The sequence below is a fragment of the Roseibium sediminicola genome (assembly GCF_023156505.1).
Classification (GTDB): Bacteria; Pseudomonadota; Alphaproteobacteria; order Rhizobiales; family Stappiaceae; genus Roseibium; species Roseibium sediminicola.
In genome coordinates this window covers 606905-630786 of the sequence record NZ_JALNMJ010000001.1, presented here as the reverse complement: position 1 = coordinate 630786, position 23882 = coordinate 606905, and the positions used below count along the sequence as shown (strand labels likewise).

Annotated in this window: 22 protein-coding genes; 3 read left to right on the top strand and 19 right to left on the bottom strand. The window is 61.1% G+C overall.

Going from position 1 to position 23882, the window contains the following annotated elements:
* Positions 1–99 precede the first annotated feature (99 nt).
* The 5 genes from M0H32_RS02770 to M0H32_RS02750 form a co-directional block, all read right to left on the bottom strand.
* Positions 100–636: an ester cyclase gene (locus M0H32_RS02770; RefSeq protein ID WP_248150399.1), complete on the bottom strand. Its 537-nt coding sequence runs from the start codon at positions 634–636 to the stop codon at positions 100–102.
* 123 nt (positions 637–759) lie between these two features.
* Positions 760–1917 (bottom strand): carbohydrate ABC transporter permease, encoded by a 1158-nt coding sequence (locus M0H32_RS02765; protein WP_248150397.1) that lies wholly within the window; start codon positions 1915–1917, stop codon positions 760–762.
* Positions 1914–2939 (bottom strand): carbohydrate ABC transporter permease, encoded by a 1026-nt coding sequence (locus M0H32_RS02760; protein ID WP_248150394.1) that lies wholly within the window; start codon positions 2937–2939, stop codon positions 1914–1916. Before M0H32_RS02760 ends, M0H32_RS02765 begins: the two co-directional genes overlap by 4 nt.
* Positions 2940–3012: 73 nt before the next feature.
* Entirely contained in the window at positions 3013–4218 is a 1206-nt protein-coding gene (locus tag M0H32_RS02755) for an ABC transporter substrate-binding protein (RefSeq protein WP_248150391.1), read from the bottom strand.
* A 79-nt stretch (positions 4219–4297) separates the two neighbouring features.
* Entirely contained in the window at positions 4298–5353 is a 1056-nt protein-coding gene (locus tag M0H32_RS02750; protein ID WP_248150388.1) for an ABC transporter ATP-binding protein, read from the bottom strand.
* A 149-nt stretch (positions 5354–5502) separates the two neighbouring features.
* Between M0H32_RS02750 and M0H32_RS02745 the strand changes: the two genes are divergently transcribed.
* The 3 genes from M0H32_RS02745 to M0H32_RS02735 all read left to right on the top strand — a co-directional run bounded on the left by M0H32_RS02745 (position 5503) and on the right by M0H32_RS02735 (position 7958).
* The gene (locus M0H32_RS02745; RefSeq protein ID WP_248150385.1) at positions 5503–6501 is read left to right on the top strand and encodes a nuclear transport factor 2 family protein; all 999 of its coding nucleotides are present in this window, start codon (positions 5503–5505) and stop codon (positions 6499–6501) included.
* 520 nt (positions 6502–7021) lie between these two features.
* A complete protein-coding gene (locus tag M0H32_RS02740; RefSeq protein ID WP_248150382.1) occupies positions 7022–7450 on the top strand; it encodes a hypothetical protein in 429 nt (142 codons plus the stop codon).
* Positions 7443–7958 carry a hypothetical protein gene (locus M0H32_RS02735; RefSeq protein WP_248150380.1) on the top strand — a complete coding sequence of 172 codons (516 nt, stop codon included), beginning with the start codon at positions 7443–7445 and terminating at the stop codon, positions 7956–7958. Before M0H32_RS02740 ends, M0H32_RS02735 begins: the two co-directional genes overlap by 8 nt.
* 176 nt (positions 7959–8134) lie before the next feature.
* Here the strand turns inward: M0H32_RS02735 and M0H32_RS02730 are convergent, their stop codons facing one another.
* The 14 genes from M0H32_RS02730 to M0H32_RS02665 all read right to left on the bottom strand — a co-directional run bounded on the left by M0H32_RS02730 (position 8135) and on the right by M0H32_RS02665 (position 23880).
* Positions 8135–9130 (bottom strand): hypothetical protein, encoded by a 996-nt coding sequence (locus M0H32_RS02730; RefSeq protein WP_248150377.1) that lies wholly within the window; start codon positions 9128–9130, stop codon positions 8135–8137.
* A 241-nt stretch (positions 9131–9371) separates the two neighbouring features.
* Positions 9372–10391 carry a LacI family DNA-binding transcriptional regulator gene (locus tag M0H32_RS02725; RefSeq protein ID WP_248150373.1) on the bottom strand — a complete coding sequence of 340 codons (1020 nt, stop codon included), beginning with the start codon at positions 10389–10391 and terminating at the stop codon, positions 9372–9374.
* A 9-nt stretch (positions 10392–10400) separates the two neighbouring features.
* A complete protein-coding gene (locus M0H32_RS02720; protein ID WP_248150370.1) occupies positions 10401–11564 on the bottom strand; it encodes a dihydrodipicolinate synthase family protein in 1164 nt (387 codons plus the stop codon).
* A gap of 30 nt (positions 11565–11594) precedes the next feature.
* Positions 11595–11909: a Dabb family protein gene (locus M0H32_RS02715; RefSeq protein ID WP_248150368.1), complete on the bottom strand. Its 315-nt coding sequence runs from the start codon at positions 11907–11909 to the stop codon at positions 11595–11597.
* A 2-nt stretch (positions 11910–11911) separates the two neighbouring features.
* Positions 11912–13498 (bottom strand): GMC family oxidoreductase, encoded by a 1587-nt coding sequence (locus M0H32_RS02710; protein WP_248150366.1) that lies wholly within the window; start codon positions 13496–13498, stop codon positions 11912–11914.
* Positions 13499–13522: 24 nt separating this feature from the next.
* The gene (locus M0H32_RS02705) at positions 13523–14281 is read right to left on the bottom strand and encodes a 3-ketoacyl-ACP reductase (RefSeq protein WP_248150364.1); all 759 of its coding nucleotides are present in this window, start codon (positions 14279–14281) and stop codon (positions 13523–13525) included.
* The gene (locus M0H32_RS02700; protein ID WP_248150362.1) at positions 14278–15762 is read right to left on the bottom strand and encodes a GMC oxidoreductase; all 1485 of its coding nucleotides are present in this window, start codon (positions 15760–15762) and stop codon (positions 14278–14280) included. Before M0H32_RS02700 ends, M0H32_RS02705 begins: the two co-directional genes overlap by 4 nt.
* A 3-nt stretch (positions 15763–15765) precedes the next feature.
* Entirely contained in the window at positions 15766–16875 is a 1110-nt protein-coding gene (locus M0H32_RS02695; RefSeq protein WP_248150358.1) for an ABC transporter ATP-binding protein, read from the bottom strand.
* Between the two features lie 4 nt (positions 16876–16879).
* Positions 16880–17752: a carbohydrate ABC transporter permease gene (locus M0H32_RS02690; RefSeq protein ID WP_248150356.1), complete on the bottom strand. Its 873-nt coding sequence runs from the start codon at positions 17750–17752 to the stop codon at positions 16880–16882.
* A complete protein-coding gene (locus tag M0H32_RS02685; protein WP_248150354.1) occupies positions 17752–18657 on the bottom strand; it encodes a carbohydrate ABC transporter permease in 906 nt (301 codons plus the stop codon). Before M0H32_RS02685 ends, M0H32_RS02690 begins: the two co-directional genes overlap by 1 nt.
* 59 nt (positions 18658–18716) lie before the next feature.
* Entirely contained in the window at positions 18717–19964 is a 1248-nt protein-coding gene (locus M0H32_RS02680; protein WP_425607281.1) for an ABC transporter substrate-binding protein, read from the bottom strand.
* A 45-nt stretch (positions 19965–20009) separates the two neighbouring features.
* Positions 20010–21539 (bottom strand): aldehyde dehydrogenase family protein, encoded by a 1530-nt coding sequence (locus M0H32_RS02675; protein WP_248150351.1) that lies wholly within the window; start codon positions 21537–21539, stop codon positions 20010–20012.
* 2 nt (positions 21540–21541) lie between these two features.
* Positions 21542–22309 (bottom strand): enoyl-CoA hydratase/isomerase family protein, encoded by a 768-nt coding sequence (locus tag M0H32_RS02670; protein WP_248150348.1) that lies wholly within the window; start codon positions 22307–22309, stop codon positions 21542–21544.
* Positions 22306–23880 carry an acyl CoA:acetate/3-ketoacid CoA transferase gene (locus tag M0H32_RS02665; protein WP_248150346.1) on the bottom strand — a complete coding sequence of 525 codons (1575 nt, stop codon included), beginning with the start codon at positions 23878–23880 and terminating at the stop codon, positions 22306–22308. Before M0H32_RS02665 ends, M0H32_RS02670 begins: the two co-directional genes overlap by 4 nt.
* Positions 23881–23882 lie beyond the last annotated feature (2 nt).

The window sequence follows — 23882 nt, the reverse complement described above, 5'->3', positions numbered from 1 at the left end:
GGGACCCCGTGTTCCAGCCGCTGTCATTTTCAATTTGCATACGTATGCACGATAAATCAAGCGGCTTCGAAGAAATGCCCGAAGCCGCAAGGTTCCGCGTTACGCAGCCTGCTCCGGCGCCGACGGTTGCCGCTCACCACGGTCATAGGCTTCCCAACCTTCGCCGTTGAAGACGTCCTTGCCGAGCTGGGCAAGCACATGCGGAAAGTCGACCATCACCCAGTTGTCGACGATCTTGCCGTCCACCACTTTCCAGAAATCCATGTAGCGGATCTCGACCCGCTTGCCGGTTGCGGCGACACCCATGAAAGGACCGGAATGGGTGGCCTCCTGGCGGCCGAAGGCGGCCGCCCACTCGCCCATGTAAAGCCTTGCCTCGTCGACGCAGACCTTGTCGGAAAAGGCGGCCTGAAACGGTTTTTGCCAATTGTCCTGGAATTCCTTCAGGCCGGTCTTGGTGCCGCAGCCGCAATTGCCCAGCCATCGAAAGCCATCGGAAAAGAACTCGCCGATATCGGCAATGCGGTGGTCGTTCAGCCCGTCGACCATACCTTCGATCACGCGGCGGGTCTCTCCGGTCTTGCTCATGTCCGTGTCGCGGCTCAGCACCGCCTGTTCGGGACGGGATCCCTTCATCTCAATTCTCCATCGATCGTGTCTGTGTTCCGGTGGGCAGCAGGCACGGTTGAGCCGGAAGATCACGTGGGAGCCGGTTGCGCGCCGGATGCCGGATCGGGAATGGTGTGACCAGATAGATCGTCATCCCTTCACCGCCCCCGCGGTGAGACCGGACACGATCTGCCGCTGGAAAATCATGATCAGCAGGAACAGCGGAGCAATGATGGAAACGGCTGCCGCCACGGCCTCCACCTGGTCCGTCGTCGTGGTCTCCCGGTTGAAATACCCTGCAATCGCCGGAACCATTGTCTGGTTCTGGGCATCGAGCAGCAGCGAACAGACCAGGTAGTCGTTATAAGCCAGCAGGAAGCTGAACAGGCCTGTCGTGATCACCCCGGGCCACATGACCGGCATGATCACCCAGCGAAAGGCCTGGAAATGGGTGCAGCCGTCGACCCGCGCCGCTTCGTCCAGCTCATTCGGAATGTTCTGGAAGAACGAGCGCAGCATCCAGATGGTGAAGGGCTGGTTGATCGACACCAGCACCGCGATCACCGCCCAGGGCTGGCCGTAAAGCGTCGGCGCGGCGTCGCCCAGGATCGGCCGCAGGAGTTCCGCCGAGTTGATGAAGGGCGGCAGGTAGCCAGCCACTAGCACCGAATGCGGCAGAGCCCGGAAGATCAGCGCGATGATCAGGATCCAGAAGGCAAGGCTTGAGCCCGAGCGCGCCAGGCCATAACCGGCCAGCGTCCCGACGGTCAGCGACACGGTCACCACGCCGACCGTGATGACCAGCGAGTTGATGAAGTTCTCGTAGAAGGCGTTTTCGAACCAGACCGCGCTGTAATGTTCCGTGGTGAGGCCGAGGATCGGCTTGCCGAGCGGACCGAGCACGGAGTTGACCGCCCCCAGAAGCGGAGGCAGCAGACCGGCGAAGACGATCAGGAAGCCAAGCGCAAACACCAGAGCGCCGATGATCCAGCCGGGCACGATCAGGTGCGGCGGCGAATACTGCTTGACCAGCCGCGGCAGCGTCGTGGTCGCCAGGCGGAACGTGTACCAGAGCGCCACCATCCCGACGAGAATGCTGACAATCGACAGGCCCCGTCCGGTGGCAACGGTCTCCGGTCCGAAGATCACGTCCAGGGGATTGGCCGCGAACGCGTCCACCGGATCCTTGAAGCTCATCACCGCGATCCAGAAGATCGGAAAACTTGCGAGCAGGCACCAGAACGCCAGGAAGCCGGCGGAGGAGACGCGCAGCGCCATCGGCTGCTGCATGGACTTCGGCAGGCTCATACCTTGCCTCCCTTGTGATCGCGCCAGGTCTTGCGCAGAAGCGGCACCAGCAGGACGACGATGCCGATCATGGTCAGCATGGCGCTGGCCGAGGCACGCGAGATCGACCGGTTGCCGCTGTCATCGGGCGTCAGGAAGTCGTAGGTCAGCCATTGCAGCGAGATGCGGTAGGCCTGGCTGGAGAAGCCGACGATTTCCTCGAACACCCGGTAGGAATCCATCAGGTGGATCAGAGAAATGAAGACGATCAGCGGCATCAGGTGCGGAATGACGACGTAGCGCAGGCGCTCCCAGCGGCTGGCCCCGTCGATCATCGCGGATTCCAGCGTGTCCTGGTTGACCGTCTGCAGGCCGGCATAGAACACCACGAAGGCAAACGGTGCCACGTGCCAGACCCGGTAGAACATCATCAGGAGCTCGATGGTCCAGCCCTGGGCGAACATCGAAATGTCCCGGGCAAGCCACCATTCCAGGAAGGCGGTCATGATGCCGTCGCCGATGAACAGCCAGCGGATCGACAGAGCGCCGATCACCGGGGTGATGATAAAGGGCAGCAGCGATACGAAGATGATGGGGCCACGTATCATGCGGGTGGCGTTGTTGACCGTGATCGCGATCGCCAGCCCGACGCCGATAACGAGGGGAAGCGTTACCAGCGTGAAGGTGAGGGTAAAGCGCAGCGCCTTCCAGAAATCGATGGTCAGCAGCGCGCCTATATCGAAGGCCTTCAGGGCTGCCCAGGCCCGGTCGGGCTCCAGGACATTGCGGTAGCTTTCCAGCCCGACATATTTGACCGTGGTGACGATCTTGCCGTCGTCTCCCAGAATGGGCTGGGTCTTTGTTTCGGTCACGCAGGTCTGGGTCGGGAAACCGGGCGTGCAGGTTTCCACCTGAACCGTCTCGAAAACCGGCTGGGTGAGATAGAAGCTCTGCAGAAACACGCTGATCAGCGGCGCGGCAATGAAGAGCAGCATGAGGAAGATGGACGGGCCGACAAAAGCGGCGAATGTCTTGGAATTCATGCTCCCCTCCCGGTCTGCGTGTTGAAGTGGATGGACGGAGGGCGGGACCGCCCTCCGCTTTTGCCAGGCCTGATTACTTGATCAGACCGGCTTCCTTGGCAGAGGTCGTGTAGGCGCCAGCGATGTCCTTCAGCGTCGTTTCCGCGTCCTTGGCACCGGTCAGGTAGTCGGCAACACCATTGCCGAGCGCGGTGTGCATCAGGCCCATCTGGGAGCTCGCCGGATAAGGCAGCGCGCCGGCTTCGGCGGTCTGGACCACGCCCTGCGCCAGGGGACCCGGCTCATACCCCTGCACCAGCCAGACAGCGGCGTCATTGTTGGCTTTCACCATCTCCGGGGTCAGGCCGTTCATCGCGACCCGGAAAGCGGCTTCGGCTTCTTCGTCCGTGATGTTCTTGGCGATGACCATGCCATCCCACCAGAGCGTCGACGCGGCACGTGCATTCGCTGTCGGTGCGCCGGCCATCTTCACCTTGCCGACCACCTGGGATTCGTCCGGATCGTCCATCGCGCCGGCGCGGCTGGCCCACAGGTTCGCCATCGCGATCTTGCCCTGCTGGAACTGCTGCTGGACATAGGTGCTGTCGGACACGAGATATTCCGGGTCCATGTACTCGGTCAGCTTCTTCAGCATCTCGAGCGAGGCAATGCCCTCGGCATTCTCGATGGTCGGGGTGTTGTCCTCGGCAAAGAACGTGCCGCCCATGCCCAGATACATGTTGACGAATTCCTCGCCAAGGTTCCAGCCGGTCTGGAAGGTGCCGCCGATCGGATAGTCGACGACGCCGGCCTCCTTGATCTTCGCGGCCGCCGCCAGTACCTCGTCATAGGTCTTGGGCACCGGAATGCCGAGATCGGTCAGGATGTCCTCCCGGTACATCAAATGCTGGGCGTTGACCATCATGGCGATCGCCATGATCTTGCCGTCGACCTTGATTAGCTGGTTCGGCGTCAGGTTCTGACCGTATTTTTCGACCAGGTCGTCAAGCGGACGGACCGTGCCTTCGTTCATGAGCGGCACCAGCGTGCCGTTGGCGACGCCGCCGATCTGGTAGAGTGCAGGGTCGGCCGCGAAGGCTGCCGGCTGCTTGGTGCGAAACTCCTGGTCGAGCTCCGCTTCGAAATTGCCGCACTTGGCCATTTCCGTGGTGACGGCCTTCCAGGCCTCGAAACCCGCCGACAGCGACTTGATCGTGGTGGTGTTTTCAAAATCGCAGGCGCTGGCCGCGCCCGTGACCGCCAGCGTCATCGCGCTGGCAAGAAGCAGTTTCTTCAACATCTGTCAGGTCTCCCTGCTGTTCTACGCGCCTCTCTGGCGCAGCTCTGGTTTGTTTGGCTTGGTGCCGATCGGACCGGGTTCACACGTCGAGGCGTGCCCCGGTCTCGTGATGAAAGAGGTGGCAGATCCCTGCCGGTATGCTGAGGCCGACGGTCTCGTCGATCTCGATGCGAAAATCCTTGTTCGCCTTGACGGAGACCAGGGCCCCGCCGGCCTTGACGGTGATCATGGTGGCATCACCGAGCAGCTCCATCGTGTAGACAGGCGCGCTGATCTGGGCGGCCCCGCCCGCCTGGGCAACCGCCGCATCTTCTGCGCGGAAGCCGAGCGTGACTGGACCGTCGGGCCCAGTGAGGCCGCCAATTGTGACGTTTACACCGGTGAAGGTGCCGCCCGCGAGCGTTCCGGTCATCAGGTTCATGGCCGGAGAGCCGATGAACCCGGCAACAAAGGTGTTGGCCGGCTTGTCGTAGATGTCGGTCGGCGTGCCGACCTGCTGGATCACGCCGCGCTTCATGACGACGACGCGGTCGGCCAGGGTCATGGCCTCGATCTGGTCATGGGTGACGTAGATTGTGGTGACTTTCAGTTCATGCTGCAGGTTCTTGATCTGGGCACGGGTGGAAACCCGGAGCTTGGCGTCCAGGTTGGAAAGCGGCTCGTCCATCAGGAAGACGTTCGGCTCGCGCACGATCGCCCGGGCGAGCGCCACGCGCTGGCGCTGGCCGCCGGAAAGCTCCGCCGGCTTGCGGTGCAGGAATTCCCGAAGTTCGACCATGTCCGCGGCGCGCAGGACCCGTTCATCATGGCTGGCGGGATCGACCTTGCGGACCTTCAGCGGAAAACGGATGTTCTCGTAGACATTCATGTTCGGGTAAAGGCCGTAGGACTGGAACACCATGGCGATGTCCCGATCCTTGGGATCGAGGTCGTTGACCACGCGGTCGCCGATAACGATCTCGCCGTCCGTCGCATCCTCCAGCCCTGCGATCATGCGCATGGTTGTGGTCTTGCCGCAGCCGGACGGTCCCAGAAGGACGAGGAATTCACGATCGGCGATGGTCAGGTCGAAATTGTCGACCCCGACAAATCCACCCCACCGTTTCGACACGTTCTTGAGCTGAATTTCAGCCACAGCGTCCCTCCTCAATCGTCCGCTGGCCATTTTTTGCATTCCTATGCAAAATAGCTAGACACAGAGATAAGACTTTGGCAATGATTTTTTGCATACGAATGCAAAATAGTGTTTCGGCACACAAACCCTTGGTATTGGCAGGCACTCCCATGTCCGACTTCCGGCAAGCTCCCCACTCCTTCCTGAACGGCATTTTCGCGACCGGATCCGATGCGGATAAGGAGCTTATCTCCAAACACTTACGCGACGACGTGGTGTTCGATGTCGCCTTTCCGGTCAATCGGCTGGAAGGGTGCGACGCCGTTGTCGAGGGGTTCTATACGCCGCTGAAAGACGCTTTCTCGCATGTGCGCCGGCGCGACGAGATCTTCATTGGCGGGCCCAACCGGCGCGCGCCCGGCGGTCACTGGATTGCCAGCGTCACGCATTATGTCGGCAATTTCGAAAAACCGCTGTTCGGCATTCAGCCGTCACATCACCTCGTGTTCCTTCGTTCCGGAGAGTTCTACCGGGTGGAGCCGGACGGCCGGATTTCGGAAGCCAAAATCATCTTCGATCTCCTTGACCTGATGCGGCAGGCGGGACTCTTCCCCCTGCCCCAGATGCTCGGCACCGAAATGCTGTTTCCCGGTCCGGCCACCCATGACGGCGTCCTGCCGAAAGGCCAGGCGAATGGCGAAAAGACGCTCGATCTCTGTGAAGCCATGCTGGCCGACCTGAAGGCCTTCGACCCGGAAAATTTCACCTCCAAGGGACAGACCGGCGACGACGGCTACTGGCATGACGACATGCTCTGGTACGGGCCGGGTGGCATCGGCTCGAACTATCGCTGGAGCGGCTTTGAGAAGGATCACCGCGCTGCCTTCCTGACGGCCTTTCCAGACCGGGTCGGCGGCAATCACTATTGCCGGATCGGCGACGGCAACTTTGCCGCCGTCAGTGGCTGGCCGTCCATGACCATGACCCATCAGGGCGACTATCTGGGCGTCAAGGCGACCGGCAAGCCGCTGACGCTCCGGGTGATGGATTTCTATCGCTGCGCCGGTGGCAAGATCATGGAGAACTGGGTGCTGCTGGATTACCTTGAGCTGTTCCACCAGATGGGCGTGGACCTGATCGAGAGATCCCAAACCGCCGGCAAGCCTTAAGGCTCAACCTAACGAGGCCCATTTTCCTCATTGCAATCGGGCATACCCCTACACAAGCTCACCTACAGAACCGAAATAATAGTCCGAAATCTGGCTAGTATCCAATAATCAAAGCCTAAATAGGAAAACTCGGATCACGCGATCCCTTTTTGGTATTATTATTACCTTCGGACAGCCTACGGACAACTTGACGTGTATTTTTTTCTTAGTCCATATTGTTGGAGAAGTTAAAATCCAAAAAACCACGTTGTGTGAGGGGGATACTCAATGAGAAATCGGGAGAATTCGCCAAAATTCGGCGCCTATTTAGCAACCAGTTAAAGTTGAACAGCCGACATCCCGGCACTTGGCGTTGAATCCATCGAGTTGCGCTTGCTCTTGGAGAAACAACAACTCACTGGCATCTCTTACCTTTTCGAAGATCTACAAAAACAATAAACTCAAAACTACTTCCAAAAGGCAAGCCAGCTACTCTCATAAGCGATTTTAGCTATTTAAAACGTAATTATCGAGGAAAATGATGGGTGACACACTAGATGAAATTAAGAGTAACTTACCGATCGAGACCACAACTGCCTATGCCGGCATTATGGCACTAGCAAATCGAGGAGAAAACATCGCAGGCCATATGAATGCTATGACTATTGTTTTTGTAATACTACTTCTCTTTACGGCCGCTCTTAGCCTTATCAGAACCAAGTCTCTTTTGAGTCTATGTCTTGCAATATCAGGCTTCACCGTTTGGGTGATTAATATTGACATCACCCGTTTCTCAAACATCGTTGCGAACATTTATAACGAGTACTTATTGCCCTCTGGAGCTGACCCAACAGAATTCACAGACGGCCTTGAACTGATTTTGCCCAGTCTTGCGATTTTCTATAGTGTAATACTCACAATCATTTCAGCGGCTAAATCAAAAGGTGTATGGGGAGAAGCAAATGGGTAATCTCGCTTGGTCAAGAACCGACATCAAGTCAATTTGCTTGGCTTTTTTTGTTGCAACTATTTGGCCGGATGCAGTCAGCGCCGCATCGTTCGACGGTGCGTTATCATTAAACAGGGAGAACCTGTTTGGAACGATCGCACTTGTTCCCAAGGCGATCCGGAAAGGTCAATTCTCCAGTATTAATAAATACAATGTGATACCACATGAAAGTGAAGTAAAATTATCTGGGCAAACTGCGTATTGTTTTATCGCCACCCATTTTGACCCGGAAAATTCCAGTAAAATTCTTGCTTACAAATTCAGCACTACCGTTATGGAGGGAGATCAACTATTAGTCGTAGACCCGGGAACCCGTAAAACTCTTCCAATTACAAACAACAACGCGAGCACAAAATTTCCTTCTTATTGCATGTATGCTCGTGCCGCCGGCACCAAGATGAACGTGAGTGTTCAGATAAAGACTTCTGAGAGAGAAATAGATCGAAGTTTCACCATTGTTTTTCAGTGAAACCACCTTGGGTCAGGAGCCCTACTCAAGCTGTCCTTCTTCACTTGAACTGTGGAATGGCCCAGCCAGCAGAACTTAACGACCGGGGAAAACGTCAGCAACACGAATTGATCGTGCGCTTGAACCGGGAGGTTTCAGAAGCAGGCCGCCGCCGCCCTGGTGTTCGGCGGTCAATGTCACCGGCCGCCGCCCAATAGATTCTCCATTGTGAGGTCGATATTGCGCCTTTGCCGGCGCAGGTCGCGGATCTGGCCGTGCCACCTCTGATCCAGGGCGCGCAGCTGGGAATTCACCTCGACCCAGAAATCGTACTTCAGATTGGTCGACAGAAGGATCTTCTGGTCTTCGGACAGATCCGGATGGTTTTCGTCGATATAGGCTCTGACATCCCGTTCGAAACGCCGGTACCAGTCCGCGCGTTCGGTTTCGGACATCAGCAGCAGGCCATTGGCCGGCGCGTCGATCGACATGAAGATTTCGGCGATCCGGTGTGACACCAGCTCCTCGATCATCTCGCGCATGGCCCGGCGCAATTCTCTTGGACGCGCGTTCGGATCGCGCAAGATGGCGCGGTGCCGTTCGGTTCCAATCGACGTCTCCAAAAGACCCGTGCGGTAGGCCGCGAAATCCTCCGGCGAAAACTCCGTCTCGTTCCATTCCTCGCGGATGAGATCAAAAAGGCGCGACAAGGCGCTGTCGCCTACATAACGCTGGAGAAAATGCGAGACCGGAACCCGGAGCAGGATGGTCTGCAGGATCTGAGCAGAGATGAACCCGGTCACGCCAAGGCCGATGGCGCGCGACGCGGTCACGTCGATGGTCGTGCCCAACGGAGTCGCAACGGACACCGTCCGGGCCACAACGGGTGCGCCGAGCCGGCCGGTCACAAAGGCGGCTCCATAGGCCCGGGACAGGATCTGGGAAACCACAAACGCTCCGAAACAGGCGGCAATTCCTGTCACCGCGACGATCTTGACGTCCCGGCTTGCCTGCTCCAGATCCGCGGCAAATTGTGAATGCGTGGCCGCCTCGTGCAAGCTGCCGGCAATGGCCTGACGATGGGCGCCGTAGACGACCACTTCCGAACGTTTCTGTTGCAGGATCGCCAAGGCGGCGATCGCGGTATCCAATTCAACGAGGCGTCGAGTGCGCCTTGACTGATCTCCTGGCATTTCGGGCTCCTGTCATGAATATTTGCGTAAAACGCTTCATACACATGGCAATCGGGAGCGGCTCATCAATGTAACCTCAAGAAAAGCGGCAAAAAATCGCGCAGACATGTGAATCTCGTCACACCTCACAAGAATTTCAACTGGATTTGACTTCCAAATAACAACTCAAGATGGCGTAATTATTTCACCGGGACCCATGAGCTCCTGATGTTCCGAAACAAGGCCCCGGCAAACCGGGACATCAGACGTCCCGTTCCTCCCAAAGACTGGACTGTCGCGTCACCAAATCGACGTCGTAGCGCTTCTGGTCCGGCGGGCGCTTGCCTGCCGTGATCCAGGCGAGCATCGCCTCGGCGGCGTTTTGGCCGAACAGGGCGGAATCACAGCGAACGGAACTGAGCCTTGGATAGGCGATGGAACTTTCCTCGATGTCGTCGAAGCCGACGATCCTGAAATCCCGGCCGGCCCGGATACCGGCCTCGGCAAAGCCGCTGAGCATGCCAAGAGCGACCAGGTCGCTGAAACAGATTGCCGCCTCGATGTCCCGGTGCTCCTTTGCAAGATGCAGGGCGATGTCGCGGCCGAAGGCTCGCGAGGGGCGACCGTAAAAGGCTTGGGGTGCAAGACCGCCCGCCGTCATTGCTTCGTGATAACCGGACATGCGTTCCAGCGTGATCGGACGGTCCTCGATGCCGCCGACAAACGCGATTTTTCTGCATCCTTGCGCGATCAGGTGTTCTCCCGCCAGCCGGCCGCCGGCCGTGTAGTCATGGGAGGCGAAGGGAAACAGGTCCGTACGCTCGTCCACCTGACGCAGCACCTGCATGGTCGGAATGCCCGCGCGCTCGATACGGTCGAACGGCCGGTCCTCGCCGCCATAGGTCGGCGATATGACAAAGGCCGAGACACCATGTTCGATCATGCTGTCGATCACCTGCGCCTGGATGTCCGGTTTTTCGTCGGTGTTGGCAATGACGGTGGAATAGCCCTGACGGGCAAAACACATCTGGGCACTGGCGGCGAATTCGGTGAAGAATGGGTTGCGCAGATCGTTGATGATCAGGCCGATCAGGCCGGACGCCGCGCCGCGCAGGCCGGCGGCCGAGCGGTTATAGACATAGCCGAGCGTTTCCATGGCCGCGGTGACCTGGTCCCGGGTCTGCTGCTTCACCAGCGAGGAATTCTGCAGGACAAGGGAGACGGTGGATTTCGAGACCCCCGCCTTTTTGGCCACATCCAGTATGGTCGCCCGCTTGCCCATTCCCTGTCCCTATTCCACGCCGTGGAGCTTCAATAGCAGCTTCATCCGGTCAACCGCCACCTCCGGCTTTGACAACACCCGGGCCTGATCCGCAAGCCGAAACACTTCCGCATAATGAGTGATCTCCCGGGCGGACTGGAAACCTGCCGGCATGATGAAGTGGCTCTGCGCGCCGTTCAGCCAGGCAAGGAAGGCAATGCCGGCCTTGTAAAACTGGGTCGGCGCCTTGAAGATCTCGCGGCTGAGCGGCACGGTCGGCGCGAACAGCGTGTGGTAGGTCTCCATGTCGTCCTTGGCCAGCGCTTCCAACGCCTGGCTCGCGGCAGGCGCGATCGCTGCGAAGGCTCCCAGAAGCGCATGGGAATAATGTGTTCCGTCGCCGGCGATCAGGTCGGCATAGTTGAAATCGTCGCCGGTATAGAGCCGGACCCCTTCAGGAAGTCTCGCCCGGAACCGTTCTTCATAGGCCTGGTTGAGCAGCGAGATCTTGATGCCGTCGACCTTTTTCGCGTGCGCCTTGATGATATCCAGAACCGCCGAGGACGCGGTTTCGAAATCGGCGGCACCCCAGTAGCCGGCAAGCGCCGGATCGAACATGTCGCCGAGCCAGTGCAGCACGACCGGCGCCGCCGCCTGATCCAGCAGCCTGCCATAGACAAAGGCGTAATCGTCCGCTGTGGCGCCGATTGCCGGAAACGCGCGCGAGGCCATCAGGATCACCTGCCCGCCGGCCGCCTCAACCGCCTCCATCTGTTCGGCATAAGCAGCCAGGATATCGTCACGATTCTTCAGCTCGGACAGCAGCTTCTGATCGGTGCCGGCGCCGCAGGCAACGCGGGGTTTCAGCGGATGGGCCTTTGCTTCCCGCATCGTGCGTTCGATGAGTTCCTTCGCCGTCGGCCAGTCGACCCCCATGCCGCGCTGTGCCGTGTCCATGGCTTCGGCAAGGCCAAGGCCCTGATCGAACAGCCAGTTGCGGAACCGGAGCGTGTTCTCCCAGTCGACCGCAGGAGACCCGACCCAGGGATCGCGCTCGGCGAGCGGATCGGAGACGACGTGGGCGGCGGCAAAGGCGGTGCGGGTGAGCGGCACTTCGGGCGCGCGTGGCACCAGCGGCTCCCCGGTCAGCCGGTAGGGTTCCAGTTTATTGGCATAGGTCGGAAGGGTCAGCATCGGAAACTCCAGAATGGGCGGTGGGCCAGGTCAGGCCGCGACCGGAATGTCCAGCACCAGGATGCCGTCGATCCCGCCGATTGCGTTGGCGACGAGCTTGCCACCAAGGGCCTTGTGGTCCGGGTGGGTTTGGTAGCGTTCCAAAGCGTCCCAGTCGTCGAAATCGACGACAAAACCGTGCATATAACCCCGTTCGATCTTTTCAGGACTTTCGCTGCGCCCGGAAGTGATGCCGCGGATGCCGGAGACCTGCTTTTCGATCTCGCGCAGCTCGGCGAAGAGGTCCGAGATCGTCTCTTCCGAGACGTCTGGCTTGAACTTGATGAGGACGATGTGACGGATCATGGTCAGGCTTTCAGGTCTTCACGGATCATGTCGGAGGCTTTTTCGCCGATCATGATGGCCGCGGCATTGGTGTTGGAGGAAATGACGTTCGGCATGATGGAGGCGTCGACGACGCGCAAGTTTTCAATGCCATTGAATTTCAGGCGCGGCGTCACAACAGCGCCGTCATCGACGCCCATGCGGCAAGTGCCCGCCGGGTGATGCGAGGTCTTGGAATGCTCACAGATGAACCGGAAATACTCATCGTCCGTCTTGAGATCCGGTCCAGGCAGCCGCTCGGCCTTGATGAAGGGTTTCAAGGGTGCCTGAGCCAGGATCTCCTGGGTCAGCTTCAGGCCGCGGATCGACATTTCCCGGTCACGCGGATCTTCCAGGTAATTCGGATCGATCAACGGTTCGGCCGACGGATCGGCGCTGCGCAGGCGTACTGTGCCTCTGGAGCGCGGCCGCAGGTAGCAGGAATTCAGGGTGACGCCGCCATCGGGCATGGCGGCCACGCCCGATTCAATACCGGTGCCGAGGCCCAGGTGAAACTGAAGATCGGGTGAGCGCGCTTCCGGATCCGCGTACCAGAAACCGCCGGTCTCGAACAGGCTTGAGGAGACCGGGCCGCGCCGGGTCAGGAGATATTGCAGGCCGGCCATCACAGACAGGTGCGGCTTGGCGAACCGGTCATAGGTGTGCGGTCCGCTGACCTCGCAAATGCAGTAGAGATCAAGATGATCCTGCAGGTTGGCGCCGACATTCGGCTGGTCGAGCACCACATCGATGCCAAGGCCATGCAGATTGTCGGCCGGGCCGATCCCGGAGAGCTGCAGCAGCCTCGGCGAGCCGATCGAGCCGGAGGAGAGGATCACTTCCGCGTCCGCGGTCAACCTGGTGCCATCGACCAGTTCGACCCCGGTGGCCTTGCCCGCTTCCACCACGATCCGACGCACATTGGCGCCCGTGCGGACCTCGAGGTTCGGCCGGTTCTTGTTGGGGGCCAGATAGGCCATGGCCGCGGAGGACCGGCGGGCGTTGCGCTGGGTCAGCTGGTAATAGGCGACGCCATCCTGTTTCTCGCCGGTGACATCCTCGTTCTTCGGAATGCCGAGGGCGGCCGCGGCCTCGAAATAGGCCTCGCATATGGGGAGCGGCGCGCAGGGTTTTGAAACGCCGAGCGGCCCGCCCTTACCGTGATAGCGGTTGTCGTAGGTGTCGTTGTCCTCGGCCTTGCGGTAATAGGGCAGCACGTCCTCATAGCCCCACCCCTCGCAGCCCAGCTGGCGCCATTCGTCATAATCGAGCGCGTTGCCGCGGGTGTAGATCTGGGCGTTGATGGCGGAGCCGCCGCCGATCACTTTGGCCTGGGTGTAGCGGAAGACCCGGTCGTTCATGTGCTTTTGCGGCACCGTGTGCCAGCCCCAGGAACCGATGCCCTTGGTCATTTTCGCGAAGCCTGCCGGCAGGTGATAGAACGGATGCCAGTCGCGTCCGCCCGCCTCCAGCAGCAGCACCTTGATATCGGGATTTTCCGTCAGCCGGGCCGCGACGACGGAGCCGGCGCTGCCGCCGCCGATGATGATGAAATCGTAGCCTTTTTCCATGTTCAACCCAAAGAGTGCTGTTTCTCAAAGACGCGGGATCGACAGCCCGCCATCCACCTTGATGGTCGTACCGGTCGCAAACGCCATCTGGCCTTCTGCAAGCGGCACCACGGCTGCGGCGATGTCTGCCGGCTGGCCCCAGCGCGCCGCCGGCACCAGCCCCTGTTCGATCTGCGCGGTGTATTTGTCCTTTACCCCTGCCGTCATCGGCGTCTCGATGATGCCCGGGCGAATTTCGAAGACGCCGATGCCGTGCGGCGCCAGGCGCACGGCAAAGAGCTCGGCCATCATCGCGGCGCCCGCCTTCGACAGGCAGTATTCGGCGCGCTCAACCGAGACCATGCTTGCGCTGACCGAGGTGATGAAGATCAGGGAGCGGTAGCTGCCGGCATCGCGTGTGAGCATCCGCCGGGCAACCTCCTGGGCCAGGAAAAACGCCCCGCGCAGGTTGACGCCCATGACGAAGTCGAAATTGTCCGGCTGCAGATCCAGGAGATCGCCGCGGATCTTTGCCGGAACGCCTGCATTGGAGACCAGCGTGAAAACGGGCCCAAGTTCCTGTTCGATCCGGTCGAGCACGGCCGCATGACCATCGATCTCCTGGAGATCGTGCTGGAAATAGGCTGCATCAGGGCCGAGACGGGCGAGTGCCTCGGTGACTTCCGGATCGCCGGCCGAAAGCTGGGCCAGGATCGCAACCCTGTATCCCGCCGCAACAAGCGCCTCGGAAATGCCGAGACCGATGCCGCGCTGTCCGCCGGTGACCAGTGCCAGCTTGCTCATGCCGCCAGATCCTTTTGAATCGTTTCCGCCGTCCGGAGCGCAAGCGCCGCAACCGTCAGGGCCGGGTTCACCGCCGCCGAGGTTGGCAGTGCGCCTGCGTCGGCGACATAAAGGTTCGGATGGTCCCAGGTCCGGCAGTCGGGCCTGAGCACCGACGTTGCGGGATCGTCGCCCAGTCTCACGGTGCCGCATTGGTGGGAGGGGACCTGGCCGTCGAAGAGACGGGTCATCACCAGCGGAAAGCCGGCCCGGCGCAATGTCTGCCGCATTTTTGAGACCAGCTTGTCATGGGCGGTCATGTTGGACCGGCGCCAGATCAGCTGCACCTTGCCCTCGTTCAGGACCACCCGGCTCTCGGGATCTGGCAGGTCCTCGGAAATGAGATAAAGATCGAGCGCGTGACCGGAAATCCAGCGCGCGGCGATTTTCGGCAGTTGCGGTACCTGGATCTTCAGGATGTCCGGGGTGACCCGCCCCAGAAGCTGAACATTGCCGAGCGGCCTGCCGTCCTCACCGTCGTCCAGGTACCACTCGTTGATGCCGAAGGTCTTCTGGTAGACGGAGGTGTTGCGGAAGCGTGGGTCGATGGCGATCATCGCCGTTGCATTGTGGTTCATGAAGCAGCGGCCGACATAGTCGGAGCTGTTTGCAATGCCCGAGCGCAACAGCAGCGCGGCGGACTGGACAGCCCCGGCGCACAGCGCCACCACTCCCGGCGTCAGGCAGATGTCCTCGCCGTCCTTCTCATAGACGACTTCCTCGATCCGGTCGGTCTTGTAGCCGGTGCGCAGCTCCCTCACCTCGGCCCCGGTGACGAGGCTGACATTGTCGTGGGAAAGCGCTGCCGCCAGGGGACAGGTCTCGGCGTCCATCTTGCCGCAGCGCAGATCCGGATAGCCGTCCCAGCCGGTCTGCCCCGCGTCGAGCCAGCGGTCGATATCGACCCCGAGCGGCAGGCTGAAAGGCACGACGCCGGCCTGTTCCAGGCGCCGCCTGGCGTGACGGATCGCCTCTTCGTCCGGCACGGGCGGGAACGGATAGGGTTTGCCATGGGGCGGCTCGGTGGCATCGGAATGGGCATCGCCGCGGACCTGGAACAGCTGCTCTGCCGCATCGTACCAGGGCGACAGCTCCTCATAGGCAAAGGGCCAGGCGGGCGAAACGCCGTCATAATGCTCAAGGGCGGCGAAATCCTCTTTCCGGTAGCGGATCAGGACCGCGCCGTAGAGCTTCGAGTTGCCGCCGACATTGTAGTAGTTGCCCGGCTCGAACGCCTCGCCATCGGCATCAAGCCAGGTCTCGTTGGAGCGGAAGGCGCTGTTGGTGTAGATGCGCCAGGGATCGCGCGCCGGTGCGTCGTCCGGGATACGGTTGCCCCGCTCCAGGATGACAATACGCGCACCGGACGGCGCAAGGCCGGCGGCGAGTGTCGCGCCGCCCATGCCGCTGCCGATGATCACGATGTCCGGGGCGTTGGTCACGGGTCAGGCAATCCTGTTTTCTGTCTGCGGATCGAAGGCAACCGCCTTTTCCATGTTGAAGGCAAAGGGGAAGACGTCCCCTGCCCGCACATTGACGTCTGCGCGGAACCGGCCGGTGACATCCTTGCCGCCGATCTGGCTGACCACAAACGTATCCGAGCCCGCGGGTTCGGTCACTTCCACCGGAGCCTCCACCATGTGGACCGCGTTGGAGTTGCGATCGGCGCCGTCCTTGTCGGTGATCGCTTCCGGGCGAATGCCGAGGACGATGTCACGGCCGACACTGGAGGCAAGGGTCTCACCGGCAAAGGGCACTGCAGCGGACTTGCCGTCCGCGAGCGCGATTTCGGCCGCCGGACGTCCGTCGAGCGAGACAACCTTGGCCGGGAAGAGGTTCATCGAGGGCGAACCCATGAAGCCTGCGACGAACATGTTGGCCGGGTTGTCGTAGATCTCCTTGGGCGTGCCGAGCTGCTGGACATAACCGCCATACATCACCGCGATCCGTGTCGACAGCGTCAGCGCCTCGATCTGGTCGTGGGTCACGTAGACGATGGTGGTGCCGAGCTTCTGGTGCAGCTTCTTGATTTCGGTGCGCATGTCGACACGCAGCTTGGCGTCGAGGTTGGAGAGCGGCTCGTCGAACAGGAACACGTCGGGTTCGCGCACCAGGGCGCGGCCCATGGCAACACGCTGGCGCTGGCCGCCCGACAGTTGTCCCGGCTTGCGGTCGAGCAGATGGCTGATCTGCAGAAGGTCTGCGACCTGGTCAATGCGTTTCTGCCGTTCCGGTTTCGGGATGCCGTGCATTTCCATGCCGAAGGAGATGTTTCCGGCAACGGTCATGTTCGGGTAGAGCGCGTAGGACTGGAACACCATGGCGATGTTCCGGTCCGCCGGCTTGACGCCGTTCATGCTGCGGCCACGGATCGCGATCTCGCCAGAGGTGATGTCCTCCAGTCCCGCAATCATGTTGAGCAGCGTGGACTTGCCGCAGCCGGATGGGCCAACCAGCACCAGAAACTCGCCTTCCTCAACGGAGATGTCCGTCTCGTGCAGGACTTGCAGGGAGCCGTATGATTTTGTGGCTTTTTTGATATCCAGGAAGCCCATGGTCTTATCCTTTGACTGAGCCGGCCATCAGGCCGCGGACGAAGTAACGGCCCGCGACAATATAGACGAGCAGCGTGGGCAGCGCGGCCATGATCGCGCCGGCGAAATGGACGTTGTATTCCTTCACGCCCGTTGACGACTGCACCAGGTTGTTCAGCGCGACGGTCATCGGCTGGCTGCTGAAATCGGAGAAGGAGGCGCCGAACAGGAAGTCGTTCCAGATGTTGGTGAACTGCCAGATGATGCACACCACCGCGATCGGCCCCGACGACGGCAACAGGATGCGCCAGAAGATCCGGAAGAAGCCGGCCCCGTCGATCTGCGCGGCCCGGACCAGCTCGGTCGGAAAGGCCGCGTAGTAGTTGCGGAAATAGAGCGTCGAGAAGCCGATGCCGTAGACGAAATGCACGAAGATCAGCCCGGTCACGGAACCTGCCAGGCCCATCAGGCCGAGCATGCGGGCCATCGGGATCAGCACCATCTGGAACGGGATGAAGCAGCCGAAGAGCAGCAGGCCGAAGACAATGGTCGCGCCACGGAACGTCCACTTGGTCAGAACATAGCCGTTGAGCGCGCCGACCAGCGTCGACAGGGCGACCGCCGGTACGACCATGATGATGGAATTGAGGAAATAGGGCTTCAGGCCTGTTGCCTCGACGCCGACCTGGGCACTCGACCAGGCACTGAGCCAGGGCGCGAGCGTCCAGTCCTTCGGCAGCGCCATCATGCCGCCCGCGGTGATTTCCGACAGGGGCTTCAGGGAATTGACCAGCATCACATAGAGCGGCAGCAGGTAGTAGATGCAGAACAGGGCCAGCAGGGCGTAAAGGACAAACCGGCCTGGACTGAACGAGCGGGAACTGGTTACGGTCACCATCACTTTTTCTCCCGCAGTTCCGACCAGAGATAGGGCACGATGATCGCGGCGATCGTCATCAGCATGATCACGGCGGAAGCCGCGCCGATGCCCATCTGGTTCCGGGTGAAGGTGTAGGAATACATGAAGGTTGCAGGCAATTCGGTCGATGTCCCCGGCCCGCCGCCTGTCAGCGCGATGACCAGGTCATAGGACTTGATCGCCATGTGTGCCAGCACCACGAAGGCGGACATGAAGGCCGGGCGCAGCTGCGGAATGATAATCCGGCGGTAGAGCGCGAAGGTCGAGGCGCCGTCGATCTGGGCCGCCTTCATCATCTCGCTGTCGATGCCGCGCAGGCCTGCCAGGAACATCGCCATGACAAAGCCGGAAGTCTGCCAGACCGCCGCGATGACAATGGTGTAGATCGCCATTTCGCGATCCTTGATCCAGTTGAACTTGAAATCGGTCCAGCCCCAGCCCTGGACGACCGCCTCGATGCCGATGCCGGGATCCAGGAACCATTTCCAGGCCACGCCGGTTACGATGAAGCTGAGCGCCATCGGGTAGAGATAGATGGTCCGGATGAAGCCTTCCGCGCGAATGCGCTGGTCGAGCAGGATCGCCAGCAACAGCCCCAGCACGCAGCAGATCGCGATGTAGAGAACACCGAAGATCACCAGGTTGGAAACGGCGGTGTCCCAGGCGCGCAGCCGGAACAGCTTGTCGTAGTTCTCGAAGCCCACAAGCCCGAAGGTCGGCAGGATCCGGCTGTCGGTGAAGGAGAGATAGAGCGTGAACAGGATGAAGCCATAGACGAAGATCGCCACGATGGCGACGGTCGGGCTCAACACCAGTTTGGGCAACGCGTCACGCAGTCTGTCAGCAACGGAACCGCGCGGGTTCGCTGTTTCAGAAATAGACATTGTCAGTCCCCGGCCGTTTTGGAGAGAGCGGTGACGGATCACCGCTCTCATTGGCACGCTTATTTGTTGATCTGAACCGCGTTGACGAGTTCCTCGACGGCGGTCTCGCTGTCGTATTCACCGTTGAAGTGGGCGGTGATGACGTCATACATCGCATTCTTGATGGCTGCCGGGTTGGCATGGCCATGCGCCATGGAGCCCACCAAATTTCCACTTGCTGCAGCAGCCTTCAGATCGGCTATACCCTTTTTGCCGCAGGCATCGAAAGCTTCGTCCGAAACATCGGTTCGCGCAGGAACCGAGCCTTTCACCACGTTGAACGCTGACTGAAAGTTTGGCGACATTATCGCGGCCGCAAGTGCAGCCTGTTCCTTACCGACTTCGGGTCCTTGAGCAAAAAGTGCAAACTGGTCGGAAAGGAAGGTCACCTTTCCTTCTGTACCCGGGAAGCGGAAGCAGAGGAAATCCGTATCGGGCTGCTTGCCGGCATTGAGGAATTCACCCTTCGCCCAGTCGCCCATCATCTGGAAAGCGGCGTCGCCGTTGATGACCATCGCAGAGGACAGGTTCCAGTCGCGACCGGAGAAGTTGTCATCCACATAGGAGCGGATCACGGCCATCCGGTCGAAAGCCTGCTTCATCGTATCAGAGCCGAGGGCTTCCTCGTCGAGATCGACAAAGACCTTGTTGTAGAACTCAGGTCCGCCAGTCGATAGGACGACCGCATCGAACACCGTCGCTTCCTGCCAGGCCTGACCGCCATGAGCGATGGCGGTCTTGCCGGAGGCCTTGACCTTTTCCAGCGCGGCGACGAATTCGTCCCAGGTCTGCGGCGGCGCAATGCCGAGCTCGTCTAGAACGGCCTTGTTGGCCCAGACCCAGTTTGTGGAGTGCACGTTCACGGGTGCTGCGACCCACTTGCCGTCATATTTGGAGAATTTCTGCAGGGCTTCGGGCACGACATCGTCCCAGCCTTCCATGCCGGCCAGGATGTTCAGGTCGGCGAGCGCGCCTTCCTGGGCCCAGTCGGTGATGTCGAAGCCGAGCATCTGCACGGCGGTCGGCGGGTTGCCGGAGGTCACGCGCGCGCGCAGCACGGTCATGGCCTGGGTACCGCCGCCACCGGCGACCGGCATGTCCTGCCAGCCGATGCCCTGGCTTTCCAGGTCTTCCTTCAGAACGTTGAGGGCCGCAGCCTCACCGCCGGAGGTCCACCAGTGCAGGACCTCGACATCCGCTGCCTTTGTCGCTGTGCCGGCCGCAAGAAGCGCGGCGGCCGCTGTCATCATGGTTGTGAACTTACGCATAGATTTCCTCCCTGACTGCGTATCTTCATCCTTCCAGTCCGGGGATCAGGTCCCCGGGTCGACCCAAGGCGCGCGCGTGCGGCCGATCCGCATCGTCACGGTTTTCGCCTCGAGAAACTCCTCCAATCCGTATTTGCCCAGCTCCCTTCCCTGGCCGCTTTCCTTGACGCCGCCAAAGGGCAGTTCGGCAAAGCCGTCCATCCAGGTGTTGGTCCAGACCGTGCCGGCCTGGGCGCGGCGCGCGAATTCCATGCAGGTGTGGACGTTCTCGCTCCACACGCCTGCGGAAAGGCCGTAATCCGCGTCGTTGACCAGCGCGATGGCCTCGTCCAGCGTCTTGAAAGTCAGCACCGACAGTACCGGGCCGAACACTTCCTCGCGGGCGATCGGCATGTGGCCTTTCACATTGGCGACCACGGTCGGCTGGTAGAACTGGCCGGCAAGTCCCGGCACTTCGAGAGCAGCGCCGCCGAGGCGCACATCCGCCCCAGCCTTCGCGGCCTCCTGCACATAGGTGTCGATCTTCTGCTGGTGGCCGGGGGTGATGATCGCCCCGACCTTGGTCGATGGGTCCAGCGGATCTCCGAAGGGAACCTTGCGCGACACCTCCACGATGCGCGCAACGAAGGCCTCGGCTATGTCCTCGTGCACGATAATTCTGGATCCGGAATTGCAGCATTCGCCGGCATTGAAATAGACGCCGAAGACGACTGCATCGACGGCACTTTCAAGATCCGCGTCCGGAAAGATAACCTGGGGATTTTTCCCGCCAAGTTCGAGCGACACCTTCTTCAGGGTGCCTGCGGCTGCCTTGACGATGGCCTTGCCGACGCCGGTCGAGCCGGTGAAGGTGACCATGTCGACGCGCTTGTCCGCCGTCATCGCCGTTCCCACCGGGTCGCCATAGCCGAGCACGATGTTGACGACGCCGGCGGGAAGTCCGGCCTCGATCAGGAGTTCGCCGAGAATGACGGTCGTGGCCGGTGTCATTTCCGAGGGCTTGATCACCGCGGTGCAGCCGGCAGCCAGGGCGAAGGGCAGTTTCTGGGACACGATCAGGAACGGGAAGTTCCACGGCGTGATGATGGAGACGACGCCGATCGGTTCCTTCAGCACCAGGCCGAGAAAGTCGTTGCCGAGGGAATTGTAGCTCTCGCCGTGAAGCGTGCGGGCGAGCGAGGCGGCAAAGCGCCAGATGTCGGCAGCGCCTTCGATTTCCGCCCGCGCCTGACTGATCGGCTTGCCGGATTCCAGCGTTTCCATGAGCGCGATCCGCTCCCGGTCGCGGTCGATCAGATCGGCAACCTTCAAAAGAAGCGTCGCCCGGTCCTTGCCGCTGGTCCACGACCAGCGCCCCTTGTCGAAGGCCAGCCTCGCGGCGGAGATCGCCGCATCGACATCCTGCACGCCGCCCTTGCTCGCGCGGGTCACCAGGCTCGCATGGGAGGGCGACAGGCGCTCGAAGGTCGCCCCGTCCGCGCTTTCCCGCCAGCTGCCGTCGATCAGGTGCCGGGCAAGGAAAGACTCGTTCGGGATTTTGGCTTCGCTGATCGAAACAACGTTGAGGTCACTCATGGTCATTTTCCAGGAAAAGTCGGTTTGCGTTTTTCGCGAAAGGCGGTGACGCCCTCGTCGCGATCGGCGGTCGGCCCGATCATGCCGGCTCCCAGCGCCTCGATCATGGCGCCCCGGTCTTCGTCGACAGCCGCGTGGATCATGTATTTCGCCACTTCGATGGCGCAGGGCGAGCGCGACGCCTGTGCTTCCGCGATTTCAAAGGCCCTTGAGCGCGGGTCCTCGGCGATCTCCGCGCAGAACCCGGCCGCGTGGGCGCGCTCTGCCGAGATCCTTCGGCCGAACAGCGCCATTTCCTTCACCAGCGGCTCGCCAAGCAGGCGGATCAGCCGCTGGGTACCCGACCAGCCGGGTACGATCCCGACCGCGGCCTCCGGCAGGGCCAGCGTTGCCGCCGGCGACATGACGCGCATGTCGGCGGTGCCCGCAAATTCCAGCCCGCCGCCAAAGGCATGGCCGTTCATCGCCGCGACTGTGGGTTTGGCAAGGCGCGCCAGGCGGTCGAAGATCCGGTGGCCATAGCGCACCCAGTGGCGGGCAAAGTCCCAGGGTTCCAGCTCGGACCAGGCGAGAATGTCGGCCCCGGCACAGAAGGCGCGGCCCTCCTCCGCGCTGATAACCACTGCGCGGATGCTGTCGTCCCGCTCGATCTCCACGCAATGCGGTTCGACGGCTTCCAGCATTTCCAGCGTGAAGGCGTTCAGCTTGGCCGGATTGTCCAGGCGCAGCTCGGCGACACTGCCATGGCGGATCAGGTGCAGCGCGCTCATAGGGCAAGCTCCATCGCGCCTTCATTGAGCAGAGCCTTCGGCATCATCTGCAGGTTGCCTGCCAGTTTCACCCGCCCACCGGAGGCTTCGACAATGTCCCTTTGCGGATCAATGCCCGGCATGATCTCGGTCGCTGTCAGGCCGTCGCCAGTCAGCTCGATGACACAGCGCTCGGTGACGTAAAGCACTTGCTGGCCGAGCTCGCGAGCCCGGCGTCCGGAGAAGGTGACGTGTTCGACCTCGTCGACCATCTTGGTGAACTTGCCCGGCGTTTTCACCTTGAGGGCGTCCGGTGTCAGCTCGATCTCTGCGCCGGCCTCAAACAGGCCAGAGAAGACGATCTTGCGCGCATTGGCCGTGATGTCGACAAAACCGCCGCAACCCGCTGTCAGGTAAGGTTTCTTGCCGAGCTTGGAGACATTGACGTTGCCGTCCAGGTCGACCTCGAGAAACGACAGGAAGGAAACGTCGAAGCCACCTCCCTGAAAATAGGTGAATTGCTGTGGCGACGGCATGAAGGCGTCCGCGTTCGAAGCGCAGCCAAAGGCAAAGCCGGTCAGCGGCATGCCGCCCGTTGCACCCTGCTCGATTGCCCAGGTGACCGCCTGTTCGCGGCCGGCCTCCAGAAGCACCCGCGGCACGATCGCGGAAATACCGAAGCCGAGATTGGCGGTCTGGCCGGCGCGCAGCTCCATGGCGGCGCGGCGCGCGACCACCTTTTCCACGCTGTGCTCGGCCAGGGAGAAGCTGGACCAGGGCCGCATGATTTCACCGGAGATGGCCGGATCGTAATCCGTTTCCGTGGTCTGGCGCTGGTCGGGATCGACCACGATCAGATCGACCAGGTGGCCGGGAATACGCACGTCATGAGGGCGCAGGGACCCGCAGGCGGTGACCCGCTTGACCTGCGCGATCACCAGGCCGCCATGGTTGCGGGTCGCAATGGCCTGTTCCAGACCGCCGAGATAGGCGCCCTCGTGTTCATAGGTCAGGTTGCCGCTTTCATCCGCCGTCGTCGCCCGGACAATAGCAACATCGGGCACGATGTTCGGGAAATGCAGCCAGGTTTCGCCGGCAAGCTCCAGGCGGTTGACGATCGGTTTGGCTTCGGCCGCCTCGTTCATGGCGCAGCCCTGGCGAACGGGATCGACAAACGTGTCGAGGCCGACCTTGGTCATCACGCCCGGACGACGCGCCGCGACATCGCGATGCATGTCGAACAGGATGCCCGACGGCACGTTATAAGCAGCGACCCGATTGTCGACGAGCATGCGCCAGATCTCCGGCATGGGCAGCGACGACGGTCCGGAGGGATAGGACCCGGCGATGATCGTCGACAGCAGTCCATCCTTGGCGATGTGGTCGATGCCCTTGATGCCGTACATGTCGCCGGCCGCGATCGGGTGCAGCGTCGTAAGGTTTCTCGGATGCCCTTCCCGGTCGAACCTGTCGCCGATGGCTTTCAGGATCCGGTCCGGGCATCCGAGGCCGGAGGAAGAGGAAACGGTGACAACCGCGCCATCCGCGATGCGTCCGGCGGCGTCTTCCATGGAAACGATCTTGGAGGTCATGT

Coding starts and splice junctions, on each gene's coding strand:
- M0H32_RS02770 (WP_248150399.1), bottom strand. CDS start 636: ATGAAGGGATCCCGTCCCGAACAGGCGGTGCTGAGCCGCGACACGGAC.
- M0H32_RS02765 (WP_248150397.1), bottom strand. CDS start 1,917: ATGAGCCTGCCGAAGTCCATGCAGCAGCCGATGGCGCTGCGCGTCTCC.
- M0H32_RS02760 (WP_248150394.1), bottom strand. CDS start 2,939: ATGAATTCCAAGACATTCGCCGCTTTTGTCGGCCCGTCCATCTTCCTC.
- M0H32_RS02755 (WP_248150391.1), bottom strand. CDS start 4,218: ATGTTGAAGAAACTGCTTCTTGCCAGCGCGATGACGCTGGCGGTCACG.
- M0H32_RS02745 (WP_248150385.1), top strand. CDS start 5,503: ATGTCCGACTTCCGGCAAGCTCCCCACTCCTTCCTGAACGGCATTTTC.
- M0H32_RS02740 (WP_248150382.1), top strand. CDS start 7,022: ATGGGTGACACACTAGATGAAATTAAGAGTAACTTACCGATCGAGACC.
- M0H32_RS02735 (WP_248150380.1), top strand. CDS start 7,443: ATGGGTAATCTCGCTTGGTCAAGAACCGACATCAAGTCAATTTGCTTG.
- M0H32_RS02730 (WP_248150377.1), bottom strand. CDS start 9,130: ATGCCAGGAGATCAGTCAAGGCGCACTCGACGCCTCGTTGAATTGGAT.
- M0H32_RS02725 (WP_248150373.1), bottom strand. CDS start 10,391: ATGGGCAAGCGGGCGACCATACTGGATGTGGCCAAAAAGGCGGGGGTC.
- M0H32_RS02720 (WP_248150370.1), bottom strand. CDS start 11,564: ATGCTGACCCTTCCGACCTATGCCAATAAACTGGAACCCTACCGGCTG.
- M0H32_RS02715 (WP_248150368.1), bottom strand. CDS start 11,909: ATGATCCGTCACATCGTCCTCATCAAGTTCAAGCCAGACGTCTCGGAA.
- M0H32_RS02710 (WP_248150366.1), bottom strand. CDS start 13,498: ATGGAAAAAGGCTACGATTTCATCATCATCGGCGGCGGCAGCGCCGGC.
- M0H32_RS02705 (WP_248150364.1), bottom strand. CDS start 14,281: ATGAGCAAGCTGGCACTGGTCACCGGCGGACAGCGCGGCATCGGTCTC.
- M0H32_RS02695 (WP_248150358.1), bottom strand. CDS start 16,875: ATGGGCTTCCTGGATATCAAAAAAGCCACAAAATCATACGGCTCCCTG.
- M0H32_RS02690 (WP_248150356.1), bottom strand. CDS start 17,752: ATGGTGACCGTAACCAGTTCCCGCTCGTTCAGTCCAGGCCGGTTTGTC.
- M0H32_RS02685 (WP_248150354.1), bottom strand. CDS start 18,657: ATGTCTATTTCTGAAACAGCGAACCCGCGCGGTTCCGTTGCTGACAGA.
- M0H32_RS02680 (WP_425607281.1), bottom strand. CDS start 19,964: ATGCGTAAGTTCACAACCATGATGACAGCGGCCGCCGCGCTTCTTGCG.
- M0H32_RS02675 (WP_248150351.1), bottom strand. CDS start 21,539: ATGAGTGACCTCAACGTTGTTTCGATCAGCGAAGCCAAAATCCCGAAC.
- M0H32_RS02670 (WP_248150348.1), bottom strand. CDS start 22,309: ATGAGCGCGCTGCACCTGATCCGCCATGGCAGTGTCGCCGAGCTGCGC.
- M0H32_RS02665 (WP_248150346.1), bottom strand. CDS start 23,880: ATGACCTCCAAGATCGTTTCCATGGAAGACGCCGCCGGACGCATCGCG.